The sequence below is a fragment of the Polaribacter gochangensis genome, assembly GCF_046224025.1.
In the GTDB taxonomy this organism is placed as follows: Bacteria; Bacteroidota; Bacteroidia; order Flavobacteriales; family Flavobacteriaceae; genus Polaribacter; species Polaribacter gochangensis.
The window spans coordinates 96,487-113,477 of sequence record NZ_JBJXRF010000002.1 but is presented as its reverse complement, the minus strand read 5'-3'; the positions used below and the strand labels follow the sequence as shown (position 1 = coordinate 113,477).

Below are 16,991 nucleotides of genomic sequence, written 5' to 3'. Positions count from 1 at the left end.
TAGCCGCGAAAACCAAGCCAAGAAACTAAAAAATGAAAATAAAGAGTATAAAATTCAAAATAGGTGTCCTGTAAAGAGATAGAAACTGCACTGCGCCCCTTTCCAAATGGTCATTCTATTTTAGAATTTTATCAAACATAATTTTATGTAGAATAACCCAATCAGCAACAATGTCAGTTAAAACAAGGTTAAAAAAAATACTTCCTTAAAAAAATGTATTTTTATTGTGTTTAACTGTCACAAATCGAAAAGCATTTTGTCTATAGTATAGAAACGTTTCATTGAAGGAAAATAATCTACATATCAACCAACTATTAGAACGCTGTAAAAAAGGTGATAATACTGCTCAAATGCAGATTTACAAAGACTATTACAGAGCTATGTACAACACATCGTTAAGAATACTTAAAGATGAGTTTGAGGCAGAAGACATCATGCAAGAAGCATTTTTAACTGCCTTTACAAAGTTGGATACATTTATTGGAGAAGTTACTTTTGGAGCTTGGTTAAAACGAATTGTTATCAACAAAAGTTTAACGCAGCTAAAAAAAAATAACAAGTACCAAGATGTAAAAATGGAAGTAATTAAAGACACTTCTATAGAAACTGAAGACGCTATAGATTACACGACATTACATGCCAGCAAGGTGTTAGAAAGATTAAATTCTTTAAAAGATAATTATAGAGTTGTATTAACGCTAAACTTAATTGAAGGGTACGATTATGAAGAAATCGCACAGATATTAGGGTATACGAACGAAAATGTGAGAACCACTATTTCGAGAGCGAAAAAGAAATTAAAACAACAATTAGTTTTAGAAACAGCATAAAAAAACCAAGTAATGAAAGATCAGTTTAATCAATTTTTTAAAAATACCGACTTCGACATAGAAGAGCCAAGATTTGGTCATCTAGAAAGATTTCAGGATAGATTAAAAAATCCAGCAAAAAAGAAAAAATCTTTTTCATATAAATGGATGAGCGTTGCAGCATCAGTAATATTAATTGTCGGTTTCTGGTTAGGAGCAAACCTTACCAACAAGACCTTAGTACTAGCTGATGTTTCGCCAGAAATGCAAGAAGCAGAAATGTTCTTTGTATCTACCATAAAACAAGAATTAAAAACAATAGAAAAATTTAGAAATCCAACAACTGAACGTGTAATTGAAGATGCACTTAATCAGTTAGAGAAATTGGATGATAAATACCAAGACTTAGTAAAAGCACTAAATAAAAGCAATAACGACAGACGTGTTGTGTATGCCATGATAAGCAATTATCAGAACAGAATAGAAATTTTACAAGATGTCTTAACACAAATTGATGAAATAAAAAACCTAAAAGTAAACAGCAATGATGAAATCTACATTTAAAATAGTACTCCTACTTTTTTTAATCCCTTTGGTGGGTTTTGCTAATAATGATACAAATCTGAAGCAAGAAAAAAGCAAGACAATTAAAAAACAATATGCTGTTGACAGAAATGCTACGGTAGATATTGATAATAAATACGGAAATATAAATATTGTTACTTGGAATAAAAACAGCGTTGAAATTACGGTGATAATTACGGTAAAAGGAAACGATTTAAGAACTGTTGAAAAAAAATTAAACGGAATTACTGTCGATTTTAACGCAAATTCTAATTTAGTTTCTGCAAAAACAAGATTCGAAAATTCTTCTAGCAGTTGGAGTTTCTGGGGAAAATCTAACAACACTAGTTATAAAGTAAATTACACCATAAAAATGCCGGTTTCTAACAACGTAAAGTTAGACAACGATTACGGAAATATTTTAATCAATGAAATTAACGGAACGGCAACTATCAATTGCGATTATGGGAAATTGATTATCGGAGACTTAAATAGTTCTAATAATGATATCAATATTGATTATTGTAATAGTTCTACAATCAACTTTATGAAATCTGGCTCTATCAATGCAGATTATTCTAAACTTACTGTTGATAAAACGGATGAAGTAAAAATCAATTCAGATTATTCTAACATAAATATCGGAACAGCAAACACAGTTTCTTACAATGCAGATTACGGAAGCATTACTGTTGATGATGTTAATAGTATTAATGGGAATTCTGATTATGTAAGCATCCGATTAGGGACTGTTTCTAAAAACTTAAATATTAAAGCTGATTACGGATCAATTAGAATAAGTGAATTAGCAAGAGGATTTAACAAAGCAGAAATTACTAGTGAATATGCTGGCATTACAATTGGAACAAAAACAAGCAACAATTTTAATTTTGAAATGGACCTACACTATTCTAGTTTTAGATATAACGACGACAATGTAGAGATGTATAAAAGCATAGAAAAAGGTTCTAAAAAGCATTACGAAGGAGTTTACGGAAAAGGAAAATCGAATTCAAGATTAATTATCAAATCGCAATACGGCGGAGTAAATTTAAAAGAACTATAATCTAAAAAATAAAAGCAAACAATCATGAAAAAAATAATCATAACAAGTATCATCTTAACATTGAGTTTCTCTGTAAATGCTCAAAGCTGGTGGAATACCAAAAAAGTAAGAGGAAACGGAAATGTTACAACAGAAACTAGAAAAACATCAGATTATGATGGCGTCAGTTTCGGTGGAAATTTTGATGTAGAATTAGTAAAAGGAAAAGAAGGAAAAATTACACTTAAAGGAGAAGAAAATTTATTAAAATATATTGAAGTGGATGTTAAAAGAGGCATCTTAAAAATTCAAGTTCAAAAAGGAATAAATATTAGAACAACAAGAAAATTAGTTGTTACTGTTCCTTATAAAGACATCGAAAAAGTTTCTTTGAGTGGTTCTGGAGATGTAACAAGCAACGGAACGATAAAAGCTGATAAATTGTCTTTTTCTATTGCTGGTTCTGGTGACATGAATGTAACTGTTGATGCAAGTGAAGTAAAAACAAATATAGCTGGCTCTGGAAACATTAAAGTAGACGGTAAAACAATGGATTTAAGCTGTAATATTGCTGGTTCTGGAGATATTAATGCTTACGGTTTAAAAGCAACTTCTACTTCTGCTAAAATTGCAGGATCTGGAAATATTAGAACTTCTGTTTCTGATAAAATAGTTGCGAAAGTTGTAGGTTCTGGAAATATTTATTACAAAGGAAATCCTGATAAAATTGAGAGTAAATCTCTTGGCTCTGGAAGCGTAGTTAGCAGAAATTAATTGTAACATTAACGTATTTAAAAAGCCTCGTTTATGCTGAATTTAGTTCAGTAACTTGAGGCTTTTTTTGTTTTAATCTTTTCTATATTGAGAAGACAATTCAAATACTTTTTCTAGTATTTTTTTGTCTTGTTCTTCAAATACTAAACTTCTACGTTTTAAAACAACTTCTGCAACTTCAAAAACCTTTGGTAATTGATAGGTTGTAAATCCAGATGCGCCACCCCAACTAAAAGACGGAATAAAATTTCTTGGAAATCCGCTACCAAAAATATTGGCAGAAACGCCAACTACAGTTCCCGTATTAAACATCGTATTAATTCCACATTTAGAATGATCTCCCATAATTAATCCACAAAACTGCAAACCAGTTTTTGCAAATCGTTGGGTTTCGTAACTCCAAATTCTAACCTCAGCATAATTGTTTTTTAAGTTAGAATTGTTTGTGTCCGCTCCAATATTACACCATTCTCCAAGCACAGCATTTCCTAAAAATCCTTCATGTCCTTTATTAGAATACCCAAATAAAACCGAATTATTGAGTTCTCCTGCTACTTTACAATACGGACCCAAAGTTGTAGCTCCGTAAATTTTTGCGCCCATTTTAACCACCGCATTTTCACACATTGCAAACGGGCCGCGAATTAAACTTCCTTCTAAAACTTGCGCATCTTTACCGATATAAATGGGTCCTTCAGAAGCATTTAAAGAAGCATACAACACAGTTGCGCCTTCTTCAATAAAAATATTTTCTTTGTTAATTGTATGAACATCTTTCGGAATTTCTTGTGATGTTCTATCTTCAGTCAGCAAATCAAAATCTAACTGAATTGCTTTATCGTTTAGTGAGAAAATATCCCAAGTATTTTTAATTTGTAAAATTTCTTCCTCAAACTCAATTTGTTTGTACGATGAAAAATCTACTTCTTCTTGTGTGTCTGTGGTGTAAAAAGCAATGACATTATCTCCTTTAAAAATAGCTTCATTTTCTGATAATTTTTTTACTTTTTCTACCAAGTTTTTAGTTGGAATATAAGAAGCATTTATTAAGATATTTTGCGCCATTTCTACCATCGGATATTTTTCTTCTAAATATTCCTCAGTAATTGTAGTGGTTGTCAATCCTAGTTGCTTTTCCCATTTTTCTCTAATGGTTAAAATACCAACTCTAATATCTGAAACAGGTCTTGTATATGTGAAAGGTAACAATGCATTTCTAACATCGCTATCAAATAAAATGTAGTTCATTTTTTGTAAAGCTTTTTACAAATATAAAGCAAAAAAGTCGAAGCACTTGTGCTGAATTTATTTCAGTAGACTTCGACTTTTTTAGATTGTAAAAAGGTGAAATACTTTAAAAAACTCTCCAAATATTAAATCCTAAATAAACATTTCCAGATCCCCAATCTCCTATTGCCTTAGTCATATAGCCAGATTCATTCATTAATTGAGCATTCGTTATATGTAATTGAAAAACGTGTCCTCCAGTTTCTATATCAACTCCTAATGATAATGGGTTTTTAAATTTACTATTTGCAACACGATTCATATGCACATGATATTCTGCATTTAAAGTTACACGTTTGCTTATTTTATATCTTCCTCCAAAACCTACAATATATTGTGTATTTTCTTGCAAATCATTTTCTACAAAATTTTGATGCAAATAAATTGGTGCAACTTCTAAAGATAATTTCTCATTAAACTTCCTAGAAATTAAGATTTCATGAGCATAGGTATACCTGTGTTTAGATTCTAATAATGGATAATTAACCTTATCTAAACCTGTATTAAATTCTATACTATTTAAACCAACTATTGTAAAAGGAAACTTGCCTTCTTCTTGATGCATTAATCTGTATTTTAAATGAGCATCATACGTTTTATTTGATGAACTTCTAGATAAACCTACATTTAACCAATCATTAAAACCATAAACAAAACTGAATCTAATATTAGAATTATCCAATCCAAAAAGATCTTTAATCCCAGATTTTACAGAACCAAATCGATGTGAAATCACAAAATAGAAATCCTTTTTGGCTGCCAATTTGGTAGATTCCATATTGATTATTTTCAGCCCTTTAAATACCGATGAAGTTTTATTATCAATCTTTACATCGTCATTTAATTCGTCCAGTAAATCTTCTTGCGCTACTAAAGAAGCATTGATAAAGAATACAATTAATAATAATCCAATTTTTTTCATATTTATTGATATTAAAAAGCCAACCAAATAAATGATTGACTTTTAGAAAGTTGACTTTAACTTATTCTTTAATAAATTGTCTTGAACCTAATTTTCCTTCAGCGTTTAATTTTAAGATATAAACTCCTGTGCTTAATTCAGAAACATTTATTGTATTGTTCTGAGCAGAAATATATACATTTCTAATTAATTTACCAGTCATATCAAACACATTAACTTCTGCATTTGTAGTTCCTGTTGGTAATTGAATGTTTAAGTTATCACTAACTGGGTTTGGATACACAGTAAAATCTAATTGATTTTCTTTTCCCAAACTTAGTACATTAAAATTCCCAGAAGTTGCAGTTACAACCTGATCACCACTAGTGCTTCCATTTGCATTTGCTGCTAAAGCTGCCACATAAAATTTCACCTCTCCTACATCTGTTGTGGGTGAAGTCCAATTAAAATTCCAAGTACTTTTTGTGTTTCCTGTTGAAGTATGTGTAACATGAGTTCCACCATTTACAAGTTTATTGTCTGATCCGCTTACAGCAAAAGTACCTACTTTAGAATTATCGCTTACACGTTCTGCGGTAATTTGAAATCCATGTTTGGTTGCAGATGACCCTGTAACATCAACCTGAATTCCATAAGAAGTGTTTAATGCATATCCACCAGTTGGCAATTCTGTTTGTATAGCAACTGATGCTCCGAAGTTACCACCACTATGACAACTTGTACATGTGTTCGAGGAATCTCCGGGTGACCCAGAATAACCTCCATCTCTACCACTAGAAACTGCCATTAGGACAAAAGCAGTTAAAGGAATTAAGAATAAAAATGTTTTAAAAATGTAGTTTTTTTTCATGCCTGTTCATTTAATTGTTAATAATCGTTACTTGATCTAATTTTATAACTTCTAAAAGTTCGTCATAACCGATACTTCTTCCTTTTACAATAATTACTGAACTTTCTTGAACTTGACTTAAAGTTAAACTGTCTGTGTAACAAACAATAACATCATTTAACATAAAATTACTTTGCTCTAGCTCTGTTACTTTTCCTTTTAACTGAATTGTTTTATCTAAATATTTAGTGATTGCTATTTTTGGATTTGTATTGAATTCAGTAATAAAATCATTCGTTATTAAGGTGAACGCTGCTTTTTCTTCTGAAATATTCCTATGCTCTTTATAGATATAATTGTAACCAAATATTCCTACAAAAAGAATTAAGAAAGAAGCAAAAATTAAAATCTTACGCTTGTTCATGTAGCTAATATAATAAGTTTTTACTATTTTTAATCATTATAAATAATTAATTTTCAGGAAACTATAGTCATATCACCAAAAAAAAACGGAAATGAAGAAACTATCAGCACTACTTTTACTTGCTATTTTATTTACTAATTGCACATCTGTTAGCACTGAGGATTTAACGGTGCCAACACCAAATTCTATTACCTACACTGTTAATGTAAAAACCATAATAGATCAAAGTTGTGCAACTAGTGGTTGTCATAATGCAACAGGTAATTCTGGGGGTTTAACATTAGAAACCTATATCCAAGTTAAAAATGCTTTTGAAAATAGAAGTGCTTTAGTAAGAATGGAGAGCACAAGTAACCCTATGCCAGCAAGTGGTAATTTGCCAAATACTTCAATTCAGATTATTAAAAACTGGAGGGATCAAGGATATATAGAATAATAAATCAACTTTATGAAATATACACTATTATTACTCGCATTTCTATTATCAGCAATTTCCTTTGCGCAAGATAAGTATTACACAAAATCTGGAACAATCACATTTGAATCTTCTGTGCCATCTTTTGAAGAAGTAAAGGCAACAAACAATAAAGTTACTGCTATTTTAAAATCAGACGGAACGATTGCTTCTTTAGCTTTAACGAAAGGGTTTCGTTTTAAGATTGCACTAATGGAAGAGCACTTTAATGAAAACTATATTGAATCTAATACCTTTCCGAAAGCTACTTTTTCTGGAAAAATAATTGATTTTAATACCAATAACCTTTCATCAACAGATAAAATTTTTAAAATTAAAGGAACGCTCTTGATTAGAGGTATTAAAAAAGAAGTTACTATTGATAGTAAAATAAAGATTGTAGGTAACAGCATTTACTTAAGTGCTGATTTTTCGGTAACACCAGAAGATTTCAATATTAAAATTCCAAATATTGTTAGAAAAAAAATAGCTAAAAAGGTAGATGTTTCTTTCCATTTTGAACTCAAGAAAAAATAAAACGAAACTATAAAAAAGCCTCAATTTAATTGAGGCTTTTTTTATTATTATAAATCAATTTACTTACTCAAATACATTTTACGTCTTGCGTATAAATCGTAAAAGTCATCGTCTTTTAAGCTATCAATAAATAAGATACTTTCTCCTGTACTCTTCATCTCAGGACCTAAGTTTTTATTTACATTCGGGAATTTGTTAAAAGAAAACACTGGTTGCTTAATTGCATATCCATCTAATTGTGGATTGAAATTAAAATCAGTTACTTTTTTTACTCCCAACATTACTTTTGTTGCGTAATTTACATACGGTTCTTTGTATGCTTTTGCAATAAAAGGAACGGTTCTAGATGCTCTTGGGTTTGCTTCAATAATATAAACAACATCATCTTTTATAGCAAACTGAACGTTGATCAATCCAACTGTTTTTAACTCTCTTGCAATGGTATGCGTATGATCTTTAATTTGTTGTAAGACTAAATCTCCAATATTAAATACTGGCAATGTTGCATTTGAATCTCCAGAATGCACTCCACAAGGCTCAATATGTTCCATGATTCCGATGATATACACATTTCCGTCAGCATCACAAATTGCATCTGCTTCCGCTTCAATTGCTCCGTCTAAATAATGATCTAACAACAATTTATTTCCTGGCATTCCTTTCAATAAATCAACAACATGCTCAATCAATTCTTCTTTATTGATCACAATTTTCATTCCTTGTCCACCTAAAACATAAGACGGTCTTACCAAAATCGGAAAATCTAATTTATCAGCTAAAGCCAATGCTTCATCTGCAGATTCTGCAATTCCAAATTCTGGATATGGAATGTTATTTCTTTTTAATAATTCTGAAAAACTTCCTCTATCTTCAGCTAAATCTAATGCTTCAAAAGAAGTTCCGATAATTTTAATCCCGTATTTCGTTAATTTTTCTGCTAACTTCAAAGCCGTTTGTCCACCTAACTGAACAATCACTCCTTCTGGTTTTTCATGTTTGATAATGTCATAAATATGTTCCCAGAAAACAGGTTCAAAATATAATTTATCTGCTGTATCAAAATCGGTAGAAACCGTTTCTGGATTACAGTTAATCATAATGGTTTCGTAACCACATTCTGCAGCTGCTAAAACTCCATGAACACAACAATAATCAAACTCAATTCCTTGCCCTATTCTATTTGGACCAGAACCTAAAACGATGATTTTTTTCTTATCAGAAACAATACTTTCGTTATCTACATATCTTTTTCCGTCTGCAGTTACTACATCGTTTTCAAAAGTAGAATAATAATATGGTGTCATTGCTTTAAATTCTGCTGCACAGGTATCCACCAATTTAAAAACTCTGTTGATGTTTAATTCTTCACGTTTGGAATATACTTGACTTTCTAAACATTTAAGCATGTGCGCAATTTGTCTATCTCCGTATCCTTTTTGTTTTGCTTCTAGTAATAAATCACGTTGAATGGTATCAATCGTAAACGTTGAAATTTCTTTTTCTAATAAGAACAGCTCTTCATATTGTTTTAAATACCACATGTCAATTTTCGTGATTTCGTAAATCTGACTTAGTGGTATTCCCATTGCAATGGCGTCGTAGATAGCAAAAACACGATCCCAACTTGCATTGGTTAATTTGTCTATAATTTGATTGTAATCTGTATATCCTTTTCCATCTGCTCCTAAACCATTGCGTTTAATTTCTAACGATTGTGTTGCTTTGTGCAATGCTTCTTGAAACGAACGTCCAATTCCCATTACTTCTCCAACAGATTTCATTTGTAACCCTAAGGTTCTGTCAGAACCTTCAAATTTATCAAAGTTCCAACGTGGAATTTTTACAATAACATAATCTAAAGTTGGTTCAAATAAAGCTGAAGTTGATTTTGTAATCTGATTGTCTAATTCATCCAATGTGTAACCAATCGCTAATTTTGTAGCAATTTTTGCAATCGGATACCCCGTTGCTTTACTCGCTAAAGCGGATGAACGCGAAACACGTGGATTAATTTCAATAGCAATAATATCTTCTTTTTCATCTGGAGAAACTGCAAACTGAACATTACATCCACCTTCAAAATCTCCGATTGAACGCATCATTTTAATAGACATGTCACGCATTTTCTGAAATGTTTTGTCAGAAAGTGTCATTGCGGGTGCAACGGTAATTGAATCTCCTGTATGAATTCCCATCGGATCCATGTTCTCGATAGAACAGATAATTACAACGTTGTCATTTCTATCACGCAACAATTCTAATTCGTATTCTTTCCATCCCATCATGGCTTTATCAATCATCACTTCATGAATTGGGGATGCTTCTAAACCTCTACTTAATAATTCATCAAAATCTTTTGGATCGTATACTATGGAAGCCCCTGCTCCACCTAATGTATAAGATGATCTAATTACCAAAGGAAATCCAAATTCTTGTGCAATTTCTTTTCCTTTTAAAAATGATGTTGCTGTAGCTTGTGGCGCCATTGGTACATCAATTTTCAACATCAATTCTCGAAACAATTCTCTATCTTCAGTAATGTTTATTGCATCAATATCAACTCCTATTAATTCTACATCAAAATCTTTCCAAATTCCTTTATCATCTGCTTCAATACATAAATTCAATGCAGTTTGACCACCCATTGTTGGCAAAACAGCATCAATTTGTGGATGTTCTTTTAAAATTTGTATGATTGATTTGGTGGTTAACGGCAACAAGTACACATGATCTGCCATCGATGGGTCTGTCATGATTGTTGCTGGGTTCGAATTAATTAAGATGGTTTCAATTCCGTCTTCTCTTAAAGATCTTAAAGACTGTGAACCCGAATAGTCAAATTCACAAGCTTGACCAATAACAATTGGTCCTGATCCGATTATTAAAATAGATTTTAGATCTTGTTTTTTTGGCATTTTAGTGTGTGTTGTAATATAGTTGGTAAAAGTAAAAATTGCTTGGGTATAAAAAAAGGTGTTACTAAAAATAGTAACACCTTAATTATTAACAATTGTTAATCATTATTTCTTATGTCTTGTTTCTGTAGAAACAGATAATTTCTTTCTTCCTTTTGCTCTTCTTCTAGCTAAAACCTTACGACCATTAGCAGAAGCCATTCTATCTCTGAAACCGTGTTTGTTTCTTCTCTTTCTATTCGATGGTTGGTACGTTCTTTTCGGCATTACTTGTATTTTTAAATATCGTCTTTATTCTGTTTTGCTTTTTATGAGTTTTCATCTGCTAAAAGCGTGTGCAAATATACAACTACTTTTGTTTTTGACAAATACAATTTTAAAAAAAAATAAATTATTTTTTTGAAGTTCAAATTCGCAAATTTTATTGTGCTTTTTATTGCTTTTTTATTTGTCAAATCTTCTAGAGTTAGTACTTTTGTCCAAACCTAATCACCATGAAAAATACCAAATACGTTTTTGTAACTGGAGGCGTAACATCATCACTAGGAAAAGGAATTATTGCTGCATCTTTAGCAAAACTCTTACAAGAAAGAGGCTATTCTGTAACTATTCAAAAATTAGATCCTTACATTAATATTGACCCTGGAACATTAAATCCGTATGAACATGGTGAGTGTTATGTTACAGATGATGGCGCAGAAACCGATTTAGATTTAGGGCATTACGAGCGTTTTTTAAACATTCCAACAAGTCAAGCTAACAATGTTACAACGGGCAGAATTTATCAATCTGTTATTAATAAAGAACGAAAAGGTGAGTTTTTAGGGAAAACGGTTCAGGTAATTCCGCATATTACCGATGAAATTAAACACAGAATTCAGATTTTAGGTGAAACTGGCGATTATGATATCGTCATTACAGAAATTGGTGGAACGGTTGGAGATATAGAATCATTGCCTTATGTAGAATCTGTTCGTCAAATGTTGTGGGAAAAAGGAAGAGAAAATGTAATTGTGATTCATTTAACCTTGGTTCCTTATTTGGCTGCTGCCGGAGAATTAAAAACAAAACCAACACAACATTCTGTAAAAATGTTGATGCAAAGTGGAGTAAGTCCAGACATATTAGTCTGTAGAACAGAACATGAAATCTCTGACGACATCAAACGGAAACTAGCCTTATTTTGCAATGTAAAACAAGAAGATGTAATACAATCTATTGATGCGGAAACTATTTATGACGTTCCCAATTTAATGTTTGATGAAGGTTTGGATCAAGTTGTATTAAGCAAACTTAAATTATCTTCAGAAAAACAACCACAATTACTCGAGTGGAATAATTTTATCAGAAAACACAAAAATCCAACTTCTACAGTAGAAATTGGTTTGATTGGTAAATACATAGAATTACACGATTCTTACAAATCAATTACAGAAGCATTTATCCACGCAGGATCTACAAACGAAACAAAAGTAAAAGTGCGCTGGATTCATTCTGAAAGTTTAACTCCTAAAAATGTAGAGAAAAAGCTAGAAGGTTTAGACGGAATTTTAGTAGCGCCTGGTTTTGGTGATCGTGGAATTGAAGGAAAAATTAAAGCTGTAAAATATGCACGAGAACAAAACATTCCGTTTTTCGGAATTTGTTTAGGAATGCAAATGGCTGTAATAGAATTTGCTAGAAATGTTCTACATCTAGAAAATGCAAGTTCAACAGAAATGAATAAAAGCACAAAACATCCTGTGATTAACTTGATGGAAAGTCAGAAAAACGTAACAGAAAAAGGCGGAACCATGCGTTTGGGAGCTTGGGATTGTGAAATCAAAAAAGATTCTAAAGTTTTTGATGCTTACAAATCAGAATTGATTAGCGAACGTCACAGACATCGTTACGAATTTAATAGCGGTTATTTAAAACAAATTGAAGCAGCCGGAATGAAAGCAACTGGGATCAACCCTAAGACAGGTTTGGTTGAGATTGTTGAAATCCCTTCGCATCCTTGGTTTGTCGGTGTGCAATATCACCCAGAATACAAAAGTACGGTGTTAAATCCGCATCCTTTATTTGTGAGTTTTGTAAAAGCAGCGTTACAGCATTCTAAAAAATAATACTGTAACAAATAGTAAGAAGCCGAGTCTAATTAATCTGAAAAAAGTTAAATACAACTTTAATAAGATATTGAAACAAGTTCACTATAAATTTGGAACAGCATTTGAACTATCATCAGTATCAAAAATAATAACAGCAAAACCTACTAAAAACAATACAGTTTTGCTACATTTGTCGCGCTTATCTTCAAATCTTGAAGACAAAATGACAAGTTGACACTTAAGAACAATCAATGGAACAGAAAAAATTTGACGCAAATTCGTTTATCGGATTATTATTATTAGGAGCAATAATGCTTTGGTTTATGTATTCTAACCAAGACGAAATTACACCAACTGAAAGCACTACAGAAACAATTGTTGATACAACTAAAACTACACCAACACTTACAGAAAATACCACTTCTATAGTTACAAATGACTCTCTAACAAATGCTGCACTACAAAGTAAATTAGGAGCATTTGCATACGGAGCGCAAACTGCTTCTGAAGGAACAACTGTTTTAGAAAATAAAATTTTAAAATTAACAATAGATAATAAAGGAGGACAAATTATTGAAGCCTTGGTAAAAACGTATAAAAGATACGATTCTTTGCCATTGTATTTGATAAAAGACAAAAACGCTTCTTTCAATATCAATTTTGGAACTACAGACAATCGTATTTTAAACACACAAGACTTGTTGTTCATACCGTCGCTTACTAAAAACGGAGAGAACCAAGTGCTTTCTATGAAATTGAAAGTTTCTGAAACACAGTTTTTAGAATACCGTTATGAAATGAAACCAAACGATTATATGGTTGATTTTGCGGTGCGATCTCAAGGATTAGACAACGTCATCAATTCTTCAAACACTATTAATTTAGATTGGAATTTAAAAACATTCCGTAACGAAAAAAGTATTTCTACAGAGAATATGTATTCTGAGTTGAAGTTCTATACAGACGAAGCTGATTATCTTTCTGCTGGTGGAAACGACAACGAAGTTGTAGACAATGTACAATGGGTTGGTTACAAACAACACTTTTTTACTTCTGTTTTATTAACAGACAAACCGTTTGACAAAGCAGCTTTAATTTCTACCAACTTAGTTGATGACGAAAATATTGATACCGTTTTTACAAAAAAATACGAATTAAGCACTCCGTTAGCATTAAACAACGGCGAGTTAAATTACAATATGAACTGGTTTTACGGACCAGCAGACTATAAATTATTAAAAAGCTACGAAGGAAAAAACTTAGCAGAAATGGTTGATTTAGGTTGGGGAATTTTCGGTGCCATTAACCGAACTATTTTCATTCCTATCTTTGGATGGTTAAGCGGATTAATGTCTAACTACGGATTGATTATTATTTTAATGACCATTGTTGTTAGAATTATCATGTCGCCATTGGTATACAAATCGTATGTTTCTAGTGCAAAAATGAAAGTAATTCGCCCAGAATTAACTGCCATTAACGAACGTTTACCAGGAAAAGCAAACGCAATGAAGCGTCAGCAAGAAACCATGGCAGTTCAGCGAAAAGCTGGAGTTAGCATGATGTCTGGTTGTATACCGGCATTGTTACAAATGCCAATTTTCTTTGCTTTGTTCCGTTTCTTCCCATCTAATTTAGAATTAAGACAAAAAGGATTTTTATGGGCAACCGATTTATCATCGTATGATTCTGTTATCGAATTGCCTTTTCACATTCCATTATACGGAAGTCATATTAGTTTATTTCCAATCTTAGCTTCTGTTGCCATTTTCTTTTATATGAAAATGAATCAAAGTCAGCAAGCAAACATGCAAGCTCCAGCGCAAGAAGGAATGCCAGACATGCAAAAGATGATGAAGATGATGATCTATTTATCGCCAATTATGATGTTGTTTTTCTTTAACAACTATGCAAGTAGTTTAAGTTTGTATTACTTTGTTTCTAACTTACTAACCATTGTTATTATGTTGGTCATTAAAAACTATGTAATTGATGAAGATAAGATTCATGCGCAAATTGAAGAAAACAAAAAACGTCCTGAAAAGAAAAAAGGAAAGTTTAGACAACGTTTAGACAACGCCATGAAACAAGCGCAAGAACAACAAGCGCAACAAAAGAAACGCAAATAACACTTGTAAGCAATTATAATAAAACCAAAACGTAATCGTTTTGGTTTTTTTTGTTTTTTACTTATCATTCCAACCGTAGCGGAGGAATCTTAAAAAACGGTAGTTTTATCTCATGAGATTTCTCCTCGCTCATACTTCGCTCTGTCGAAATGACAAGACGAATGTCATTCCCAACGAGGAACGAGGAGGAATCTCATAAACAGTAGTTCTATCTCATGAGATTCCTCGTCGCTCATGCTTCGCTCTGTCTAAATGACAAGATGAATGTCATAAAAAACAAACTTCTTTTTTTGTTGATAAACAGGTAGTTTTACCTATTGATGGTTTCTCTAAAAAAAACTAACTTGCTAGCGCTTAATATTTTTCATTAAAATGGAATGATATTTTTAACGTTGTGCCTAATTAAACAAAACATATGACAGAAGAAGAAGATTATATTGAAAAAATAAAAGAAGAAACCGAAGATAGTTATGTTAATGATGATTTATATAATATAAATTCTTGGGGAGCAGATTATTCTTTTAGAGAATTGATTTCTATGTATGAAGACGGAGATTTAGTAAAACCCGAACTTCAACGTAAATATGTATGGGGAAAACCAGAAGCAAGTAGATTTATTGATTCAATACTTTTAGGCCTTCCGATTCCAAGTATTTTTTTAGCCAAAACAGATAACAATAAAATGCTTATTGTTGATGGTTATCAAAGACTAATGACTGTTTATGATTATATGCGTGGAATTTGGTCTGGTGACGATAAGGTATTTAAATTATCAAATATCCCTGACAAAATTAATGAACGTTGGAAAGGAAACGCTTTTTCGGAATTAACTGAAACAGAGCAAAGAAAAATTAAAACCACAACAATCCACGCTATTATTTTTGAACAAAAATCGCCTAAGGATGGTGATACTAGCCTTTTTCAAATTTTTGAAAGAATAAACACAAGTGGTAAAACATTAATGCCACAAGAAATTAGAAATTGTGTTTATCAAGGAGAACTTAATTCTCTTCTTTTTGAATTGAATAAAAATGAACAATGGAGAATATTATTTGGTAGAGAACAAGAAGACTCTAGAATGCGCGATTTAGAATTCATTTTAAGATTTTTAGGATTAAATTCAGATAGCATTAGAACTTTTCCTAAATCTGCAATTTCTTTAAAAAAATACCTTAATGAATTTATGGGCAGTAAAGAGAATAATTCTTTGACTTCAATAAACGGTTTTAGAAATAATTTTAACAACACAATAAATTCAATAATAAATATATTTGGAGAAAATGCTTTCTATAATGTTCAATCTACCGACCTAACGACTATTAGAAAAAGATTTTATCCAACAATTTTTGACGCAATAATGATTGCAACTTCTATTGCAATAAAAAGGGGGATTGATATAAGTCAAAGTAACGAACAGAAACGACTAGAGCTTTTACGAGATTTAGAATTTAGGAAGTTCATTTCTGAAGGAACTATGCAAATTGAACATATTAACGGTAGAATTGATTTAGCTTTAAAACATCTTTATAATAGTCATTTATGAATAATGCAAGTGTAAAACAGAGCATTGATGATTGTTCTAAGGAGCTGGAAGATATTCAAAAAGTAATTGATGTTTTTGGACAATCTCATTCTATTGTTCCTTTTTTAACAAACTATGCAATAATTAAATGTTGTGGTACAATTGAAAACTCATTCAAATCAGTAATTGCAGATTTTCATAATAAATTACCTAGTCAAGCTAAAAACTATATCGATTCTACTTTTACAAATAGCTCAATGAATCCGAGTAAAGACAATATATGCAGGAGTTTAAAGAGATTTGATGAAAATTGGAATACTAGCTTTAAAGAAAAACTTGATTTAGAACCTAATAAATCTCAGATTGACTCATCATTAAAATCTCTAAATGACGCGAGAAACGAGTTTGCTCACGGAGGACATCCGAAATTATCTTTTGGTAGTGTGAAAACGTATTTTTGTGATTCACAGAAAATCATTGAAATTTTAGATGATATAATAAAATAATCATACACAACACAATTTATAATTAATTGCTGATTCTAGATTATTTACAAAACCCCACAAACAAGCTTAGCCCTGATTGAAACGGCATCCTTTTTATAAAACCACTAAAGAATCGTCATTACGAGTGTAACGAAGTAATCTCTTTAAAATAATGAGATTGCCACATCACGCAGAAAAAGCGTGA

The 16,991-nt window shown here is 31.5% G+C and carries 16 protein-coding genes; 10 read left to right on the top strand and 6 right to left on the bottom strand.

Annotated features, from left to right (window positions below):
- Positions 1 to 281 precede the first annotated feature (281 nt).
- From ACEWL1_RS05835 to ACEWL1_RS05820, 4 genes are read left to right on the top strand one after another with little or no spacing between them, the layout of a single operon-like run.
- Positions 282 to 830: an RNA polymerase sigma factor gene (locus tag ACEWL1_RS05835; protein WP_409232358.1), complete on the top strand. Its 549-nt coding sequence runs from the start codon at positions 282 to 284 to the stop codon at positions 828 to 830.
- 12 nt (positions 831 to 842) lie between these two features.
- Positions 843 to 1,373, top strand: coding sequence for a hypothetical protein (locus ACEWL1_RS05830; RefSeq protein WP_409232357.1), 531 nt, complete (start codon positions 843 to 845; stop codon positions 1,371 to 1,373).
- Positions 1,354 to 2,439, top strand: coding sequence for a DUF4097 family beta strand repeat-containing protein (locus tag ACEWL1_RS05825; protein WP_409232356.1), 1,086 nt, complete (start codon positions 1,354 to 1,356; stop codon positions 2,437 to 2,439). The genes ACEWL1_RS05830 and ACEWL1_RS05825 overlap by 20 nt, the downstream gene beginning before the upstream one ends.
- 24 nt (positions 2,440 to 2,463) lie before the next feature.
- Positions 2,464 to 3,192 (top strand): head GIN domain-containing protein, encoded by a 729-nt coding sequence (locus ACEWL1_RS05820; protein WP_409232355.1) that lies wholly within the window; start codon positions 2,464 to 2,466, stop codon positions 3,190 to 3,192.
- A 72-nt stretch (positions 3,193 to 3,264) separates the two neighbouring features.
- On the opposite strand, the gene ACEWL1_RS05815 is transcribed toward ACEWL1_RS05820, so the two are convergent.
- The 4 genes from ACEWL1_RS05815 to ACEWL1_RS05800 form a co-directional block, all read right to left on the bottom strand.
- A complete protein-coding gene (locus tag ACEWL1_RS05815; RefSeq protein ID WP_409232354.1) occupies positions 3,265 to 4,440 on the bottom strand; it encodes a GlmU family protein in 1,176 nt (391 codons plus the stop codon).
- Between the two features lie 106 nt (positions 4,441 to 4,546).
- The gene (locus ACEWL1_RS05810; protein WP_409232353.1) at positions 4,547 to 5,401 is read right to left on the bottom strand and encodes a DUF5777 family beta-barrel protein; all 855 of its coding nucleotides are present in this window, start codon (positions 5,399 to 5,401) and stop codon (positions 4,547 to 4,549) included.
- A gap of 61 nt (positions 5,402 to 5,462) precedes the next feature.
- A complete protein-coding gene (locus ACEWL1_RS05805) occupies positions 5,463 to 6,251 on the bottom strand; it encodes a T9SS type A sorting domain-containing protein (protein WP_409232352.1) in 789 nt (262 codons plus the stop codon).
- Between the two features lie 10 nt (positions 6,252 to 6,261).
- On the bottom strand, positions 6,262 to 6,654 hold the full coding sequence (locus ACEWL1_RS05800) for an OB-fold protein (RefSeq protein WP_409232351.1): 393 nt from the start codon (positions 6,652 to 6,654) through the stop codon (positions 6,262 to 6,264).
- A gap of 91 nt (positions 6,655 to 6,745) precedes the next feature.
- On the opposite strand from ACEWL1_RS05800, the gene ACEWL1_RS05795 reads away from it, so the two are divergent.
- Both ACEWL1_RS05795 and ACEWL1_RS05790 read left to right on the top strand, forming a co-directional pair.
- Complete coding sequence (locus ACEWL1_RS05795) at positions 6,746 to 7,090, top strand: hypothetical protein (RefSeq protein WP_409232350.1); 345 nt, start codon at positions 6,746 to 6,748, stop codon at positions 7,088 to 7,090.
- Between the two features lie 12 nt (positions 7,091 to 7,102).
- Entirely contained in the window at positions 7,103 to 7,645 is a 543-nt protein-coding gene (locus ACEWL1_RS05790) for a YceI family protein (RefSeq protein WP_409232349.1), read from the top strand.
- A 59-nt stretch (positions 7,646 to 7,704) separates the two neighbouring features.
- On the opposite strand, the gene carB is transcribed toward ACEWL1_RS05790, so the two are convergent.
- On the bottom strand, positions 7,705 to 10,560 hold the full coding sequence (carB, locus tag ACEWL1_RS05785; RefSeq protein ID WP_409232348.1) for a carbamoyl-phosphate synthase large subunit: 2,856 nt from the start codon (positions 10,558 to 10,560) through the stop codon (positions 7,705 to 7,707).
- A 105-nt stretch (positions 10,561 to 10,665) separates the two neighbouring features.
- Entirely contained in the window at positions 10,666 to 10,827 is a 162-nt protein-coding gene (gene rpmH / locus ACEWL1_RS05780; RefSeq protein ID WP_301400877.1) for a 50S ribosomal protein L34, read from the bottom strand.
- Positions 10,828 to 11,054: 227 nt separating this feature from the next.
- Between rpmH and ACEWL1_RS05775 the strand changes: the two genes are divergently transcribed.
- The 4 genes from ACEWL1_RS05775 (at position 11,055) to ACEWL1_RS05760 (ending at position 16,807) form a co-directional block, all read left to right on the top strand.
- Positions 11,055 to 12,668 carry a CTP synthase gene (locus ACEWL1_RS05775; protein WP_409232347.1) on the top strand — a complete coding sequence of 538 codons (1,614 nt, stop codon included), beginning with the start codon at positions 11,055 to 11,057 and terminating at the stop codon, positions 12,666 to 12,668.
- A gap of 233 nt (positions 12,669 to 12,901) precedes the next feature.
- Positions 12,902 to 14,779, top strand: coding sequence for a membrane protein insertase YidC (yidC, locus tag ACEWL1_RS05770; RefSeq protein ID WP_409232346.1), 1,878 nt, complete (start codon positions 12,902 to 12,904; stop codon positions 14,777 to 14,779).
- A 415-nt stretch (positions 14,780 to 15,194) separates the two neighbouring features.
- Positions 15,195 to 16,322 (top strand): DUF262 domain-containing protein, encoded by a 1,128-nt coding sequence (locus ACEWL1_RS05765; protein WP_409232345.1) that lies wholly within the window; start codon positions 15,195 to 15,197, stop codon positions 16,320 to 16,322.
- Positions 16,319 to 16,807 (top strand): HEPN domain-containing protein, encoded by a 489-nt coding sequence (locus ACEWL1_RS05760; protein ID WP_409232344.1) that lies wholly within the window; start codon positions 16,319 to 16,321, stop codon positions 16,805 to 16,807. The genes ACEWL1_RS05765 and ACEWL1_RS05760 overlap by 4 nt, the downstream gene beginning before the upstream one ends.
- Positions 16,808 to 16,991 lie beyond the last annotated feature (184 nt).

What these genes read in the sequence shown, in the direction of transcription:
- ACEWL1_RS05830 (WP_409232357.1), top strand. Translation starts at nt 843, where the DNA reads ATGAAAGATCAGTTTAATCAATTTTTTAAAAATACCGACTTCGACATA.
- ACEWL1_RS05825 (WP_409232356.1), top strand. Translation starts at nt 1,354, where the DNA reads ATGATGAAATCTACATTTAAAATAGTACTCCTACTTTTTTTAATCCCT.
- ACEWL1_RS05820 (WP_409232355.1), top strand. Translation starts at nt 2,464, where the DNA reads ATGAAAAAAATAATCATAACAAGTATCATCTTAACATTGAGTTTCTCT.
- ACEWL1_RS05815 (WP_409232354.1), bottom strand. Translation starts at nt 4,440, where the DNA reads ATGAACTACATTTTATTTGATAGCGATGTTAGAAATGCATTGTTACCT.
- ACEWL1_RS05810 (WP_409232353.1), bottom strand. Translation starts at nt 5,401, where the DNA reads ATGAAAAAAATTGGATTATTATTAATTGTATTCTTTATCAATGCTTCT.
- ACEWL1_RS05805 (WP_409232352.1), bottom strand. Translation starts at nt 6,251, where the DNA reads ATGAAAAAAAACTACATTTTTAAAACATTTTTATTCTTAATTCCTTTA.
- ACEWL1_RS05800 (WP_409232351.1), bottom strand. Translation starts at nt 6,654, where the DNA reads ATGAACAAGCGTAAGATTTTAATTTTTGCTTCTTTCTTAATTCTTTTT.
- ACEWL1_RS05795 (WP_409232350.1), top strand. Translation starts at nt 6,746, where the DNA reads ATGAAGAAACTATCAGCACTACTTTTACTTGCTATTTTATTTACTAAT.
- ACEWL1_RS05790 (WP_409232349.1), top strand. Translation starts at nt 7,103, where the DNA reads ATGAAATATACACTATTATTACTCGCATTTCTATTATCAGCAATTTCC.
- carB (WP_409232348.1), bottom strand. Translation starts at nt 10,560, where the DNA reads ATGCCAAAAAAACAAGATCTAAAATCTATTTTAATAATCGGATCAGGA.
- rpmH (WP_301400877.1), bottom strand. Translation starts at nt 10,827, where the DNA reads ATGCCGAAAAGAACGTACCAACCATCGAATAGAAAGAGAAGAAACAAA.
- ACEWL1_RS05775 (WP_409232347.1), top strand. Translation starts at nt 11,055, where the DNA reads ATGAAAAATACCAAATACGTTTTTGTAACTGGAGGCGTAACATCATCA.
- yidC (WP_409232346.1), top strand. Translation starts at nt 12,902, where the DNA reads ATGGAACAGAAAAAATTTGACGCAAATTCGTTTATCGGATTATTATTA.
- ACEWL1_RS05765 (WP_409232345.1), top strand. Translation starts at nt 15,195, where the DNA reads ATGACAGAAGAAGAAGATTATATTGAAAAAATAAAAGAAGAAACCGAA.
- ACEWL1_RS05760 (WP_409232344.1), top strand. Translation starts at nt 16,319, where the DNA reads ATGAATAATGCAAGTGTAAAACAGAGCATTGATGATTGTTCTAAGGAG.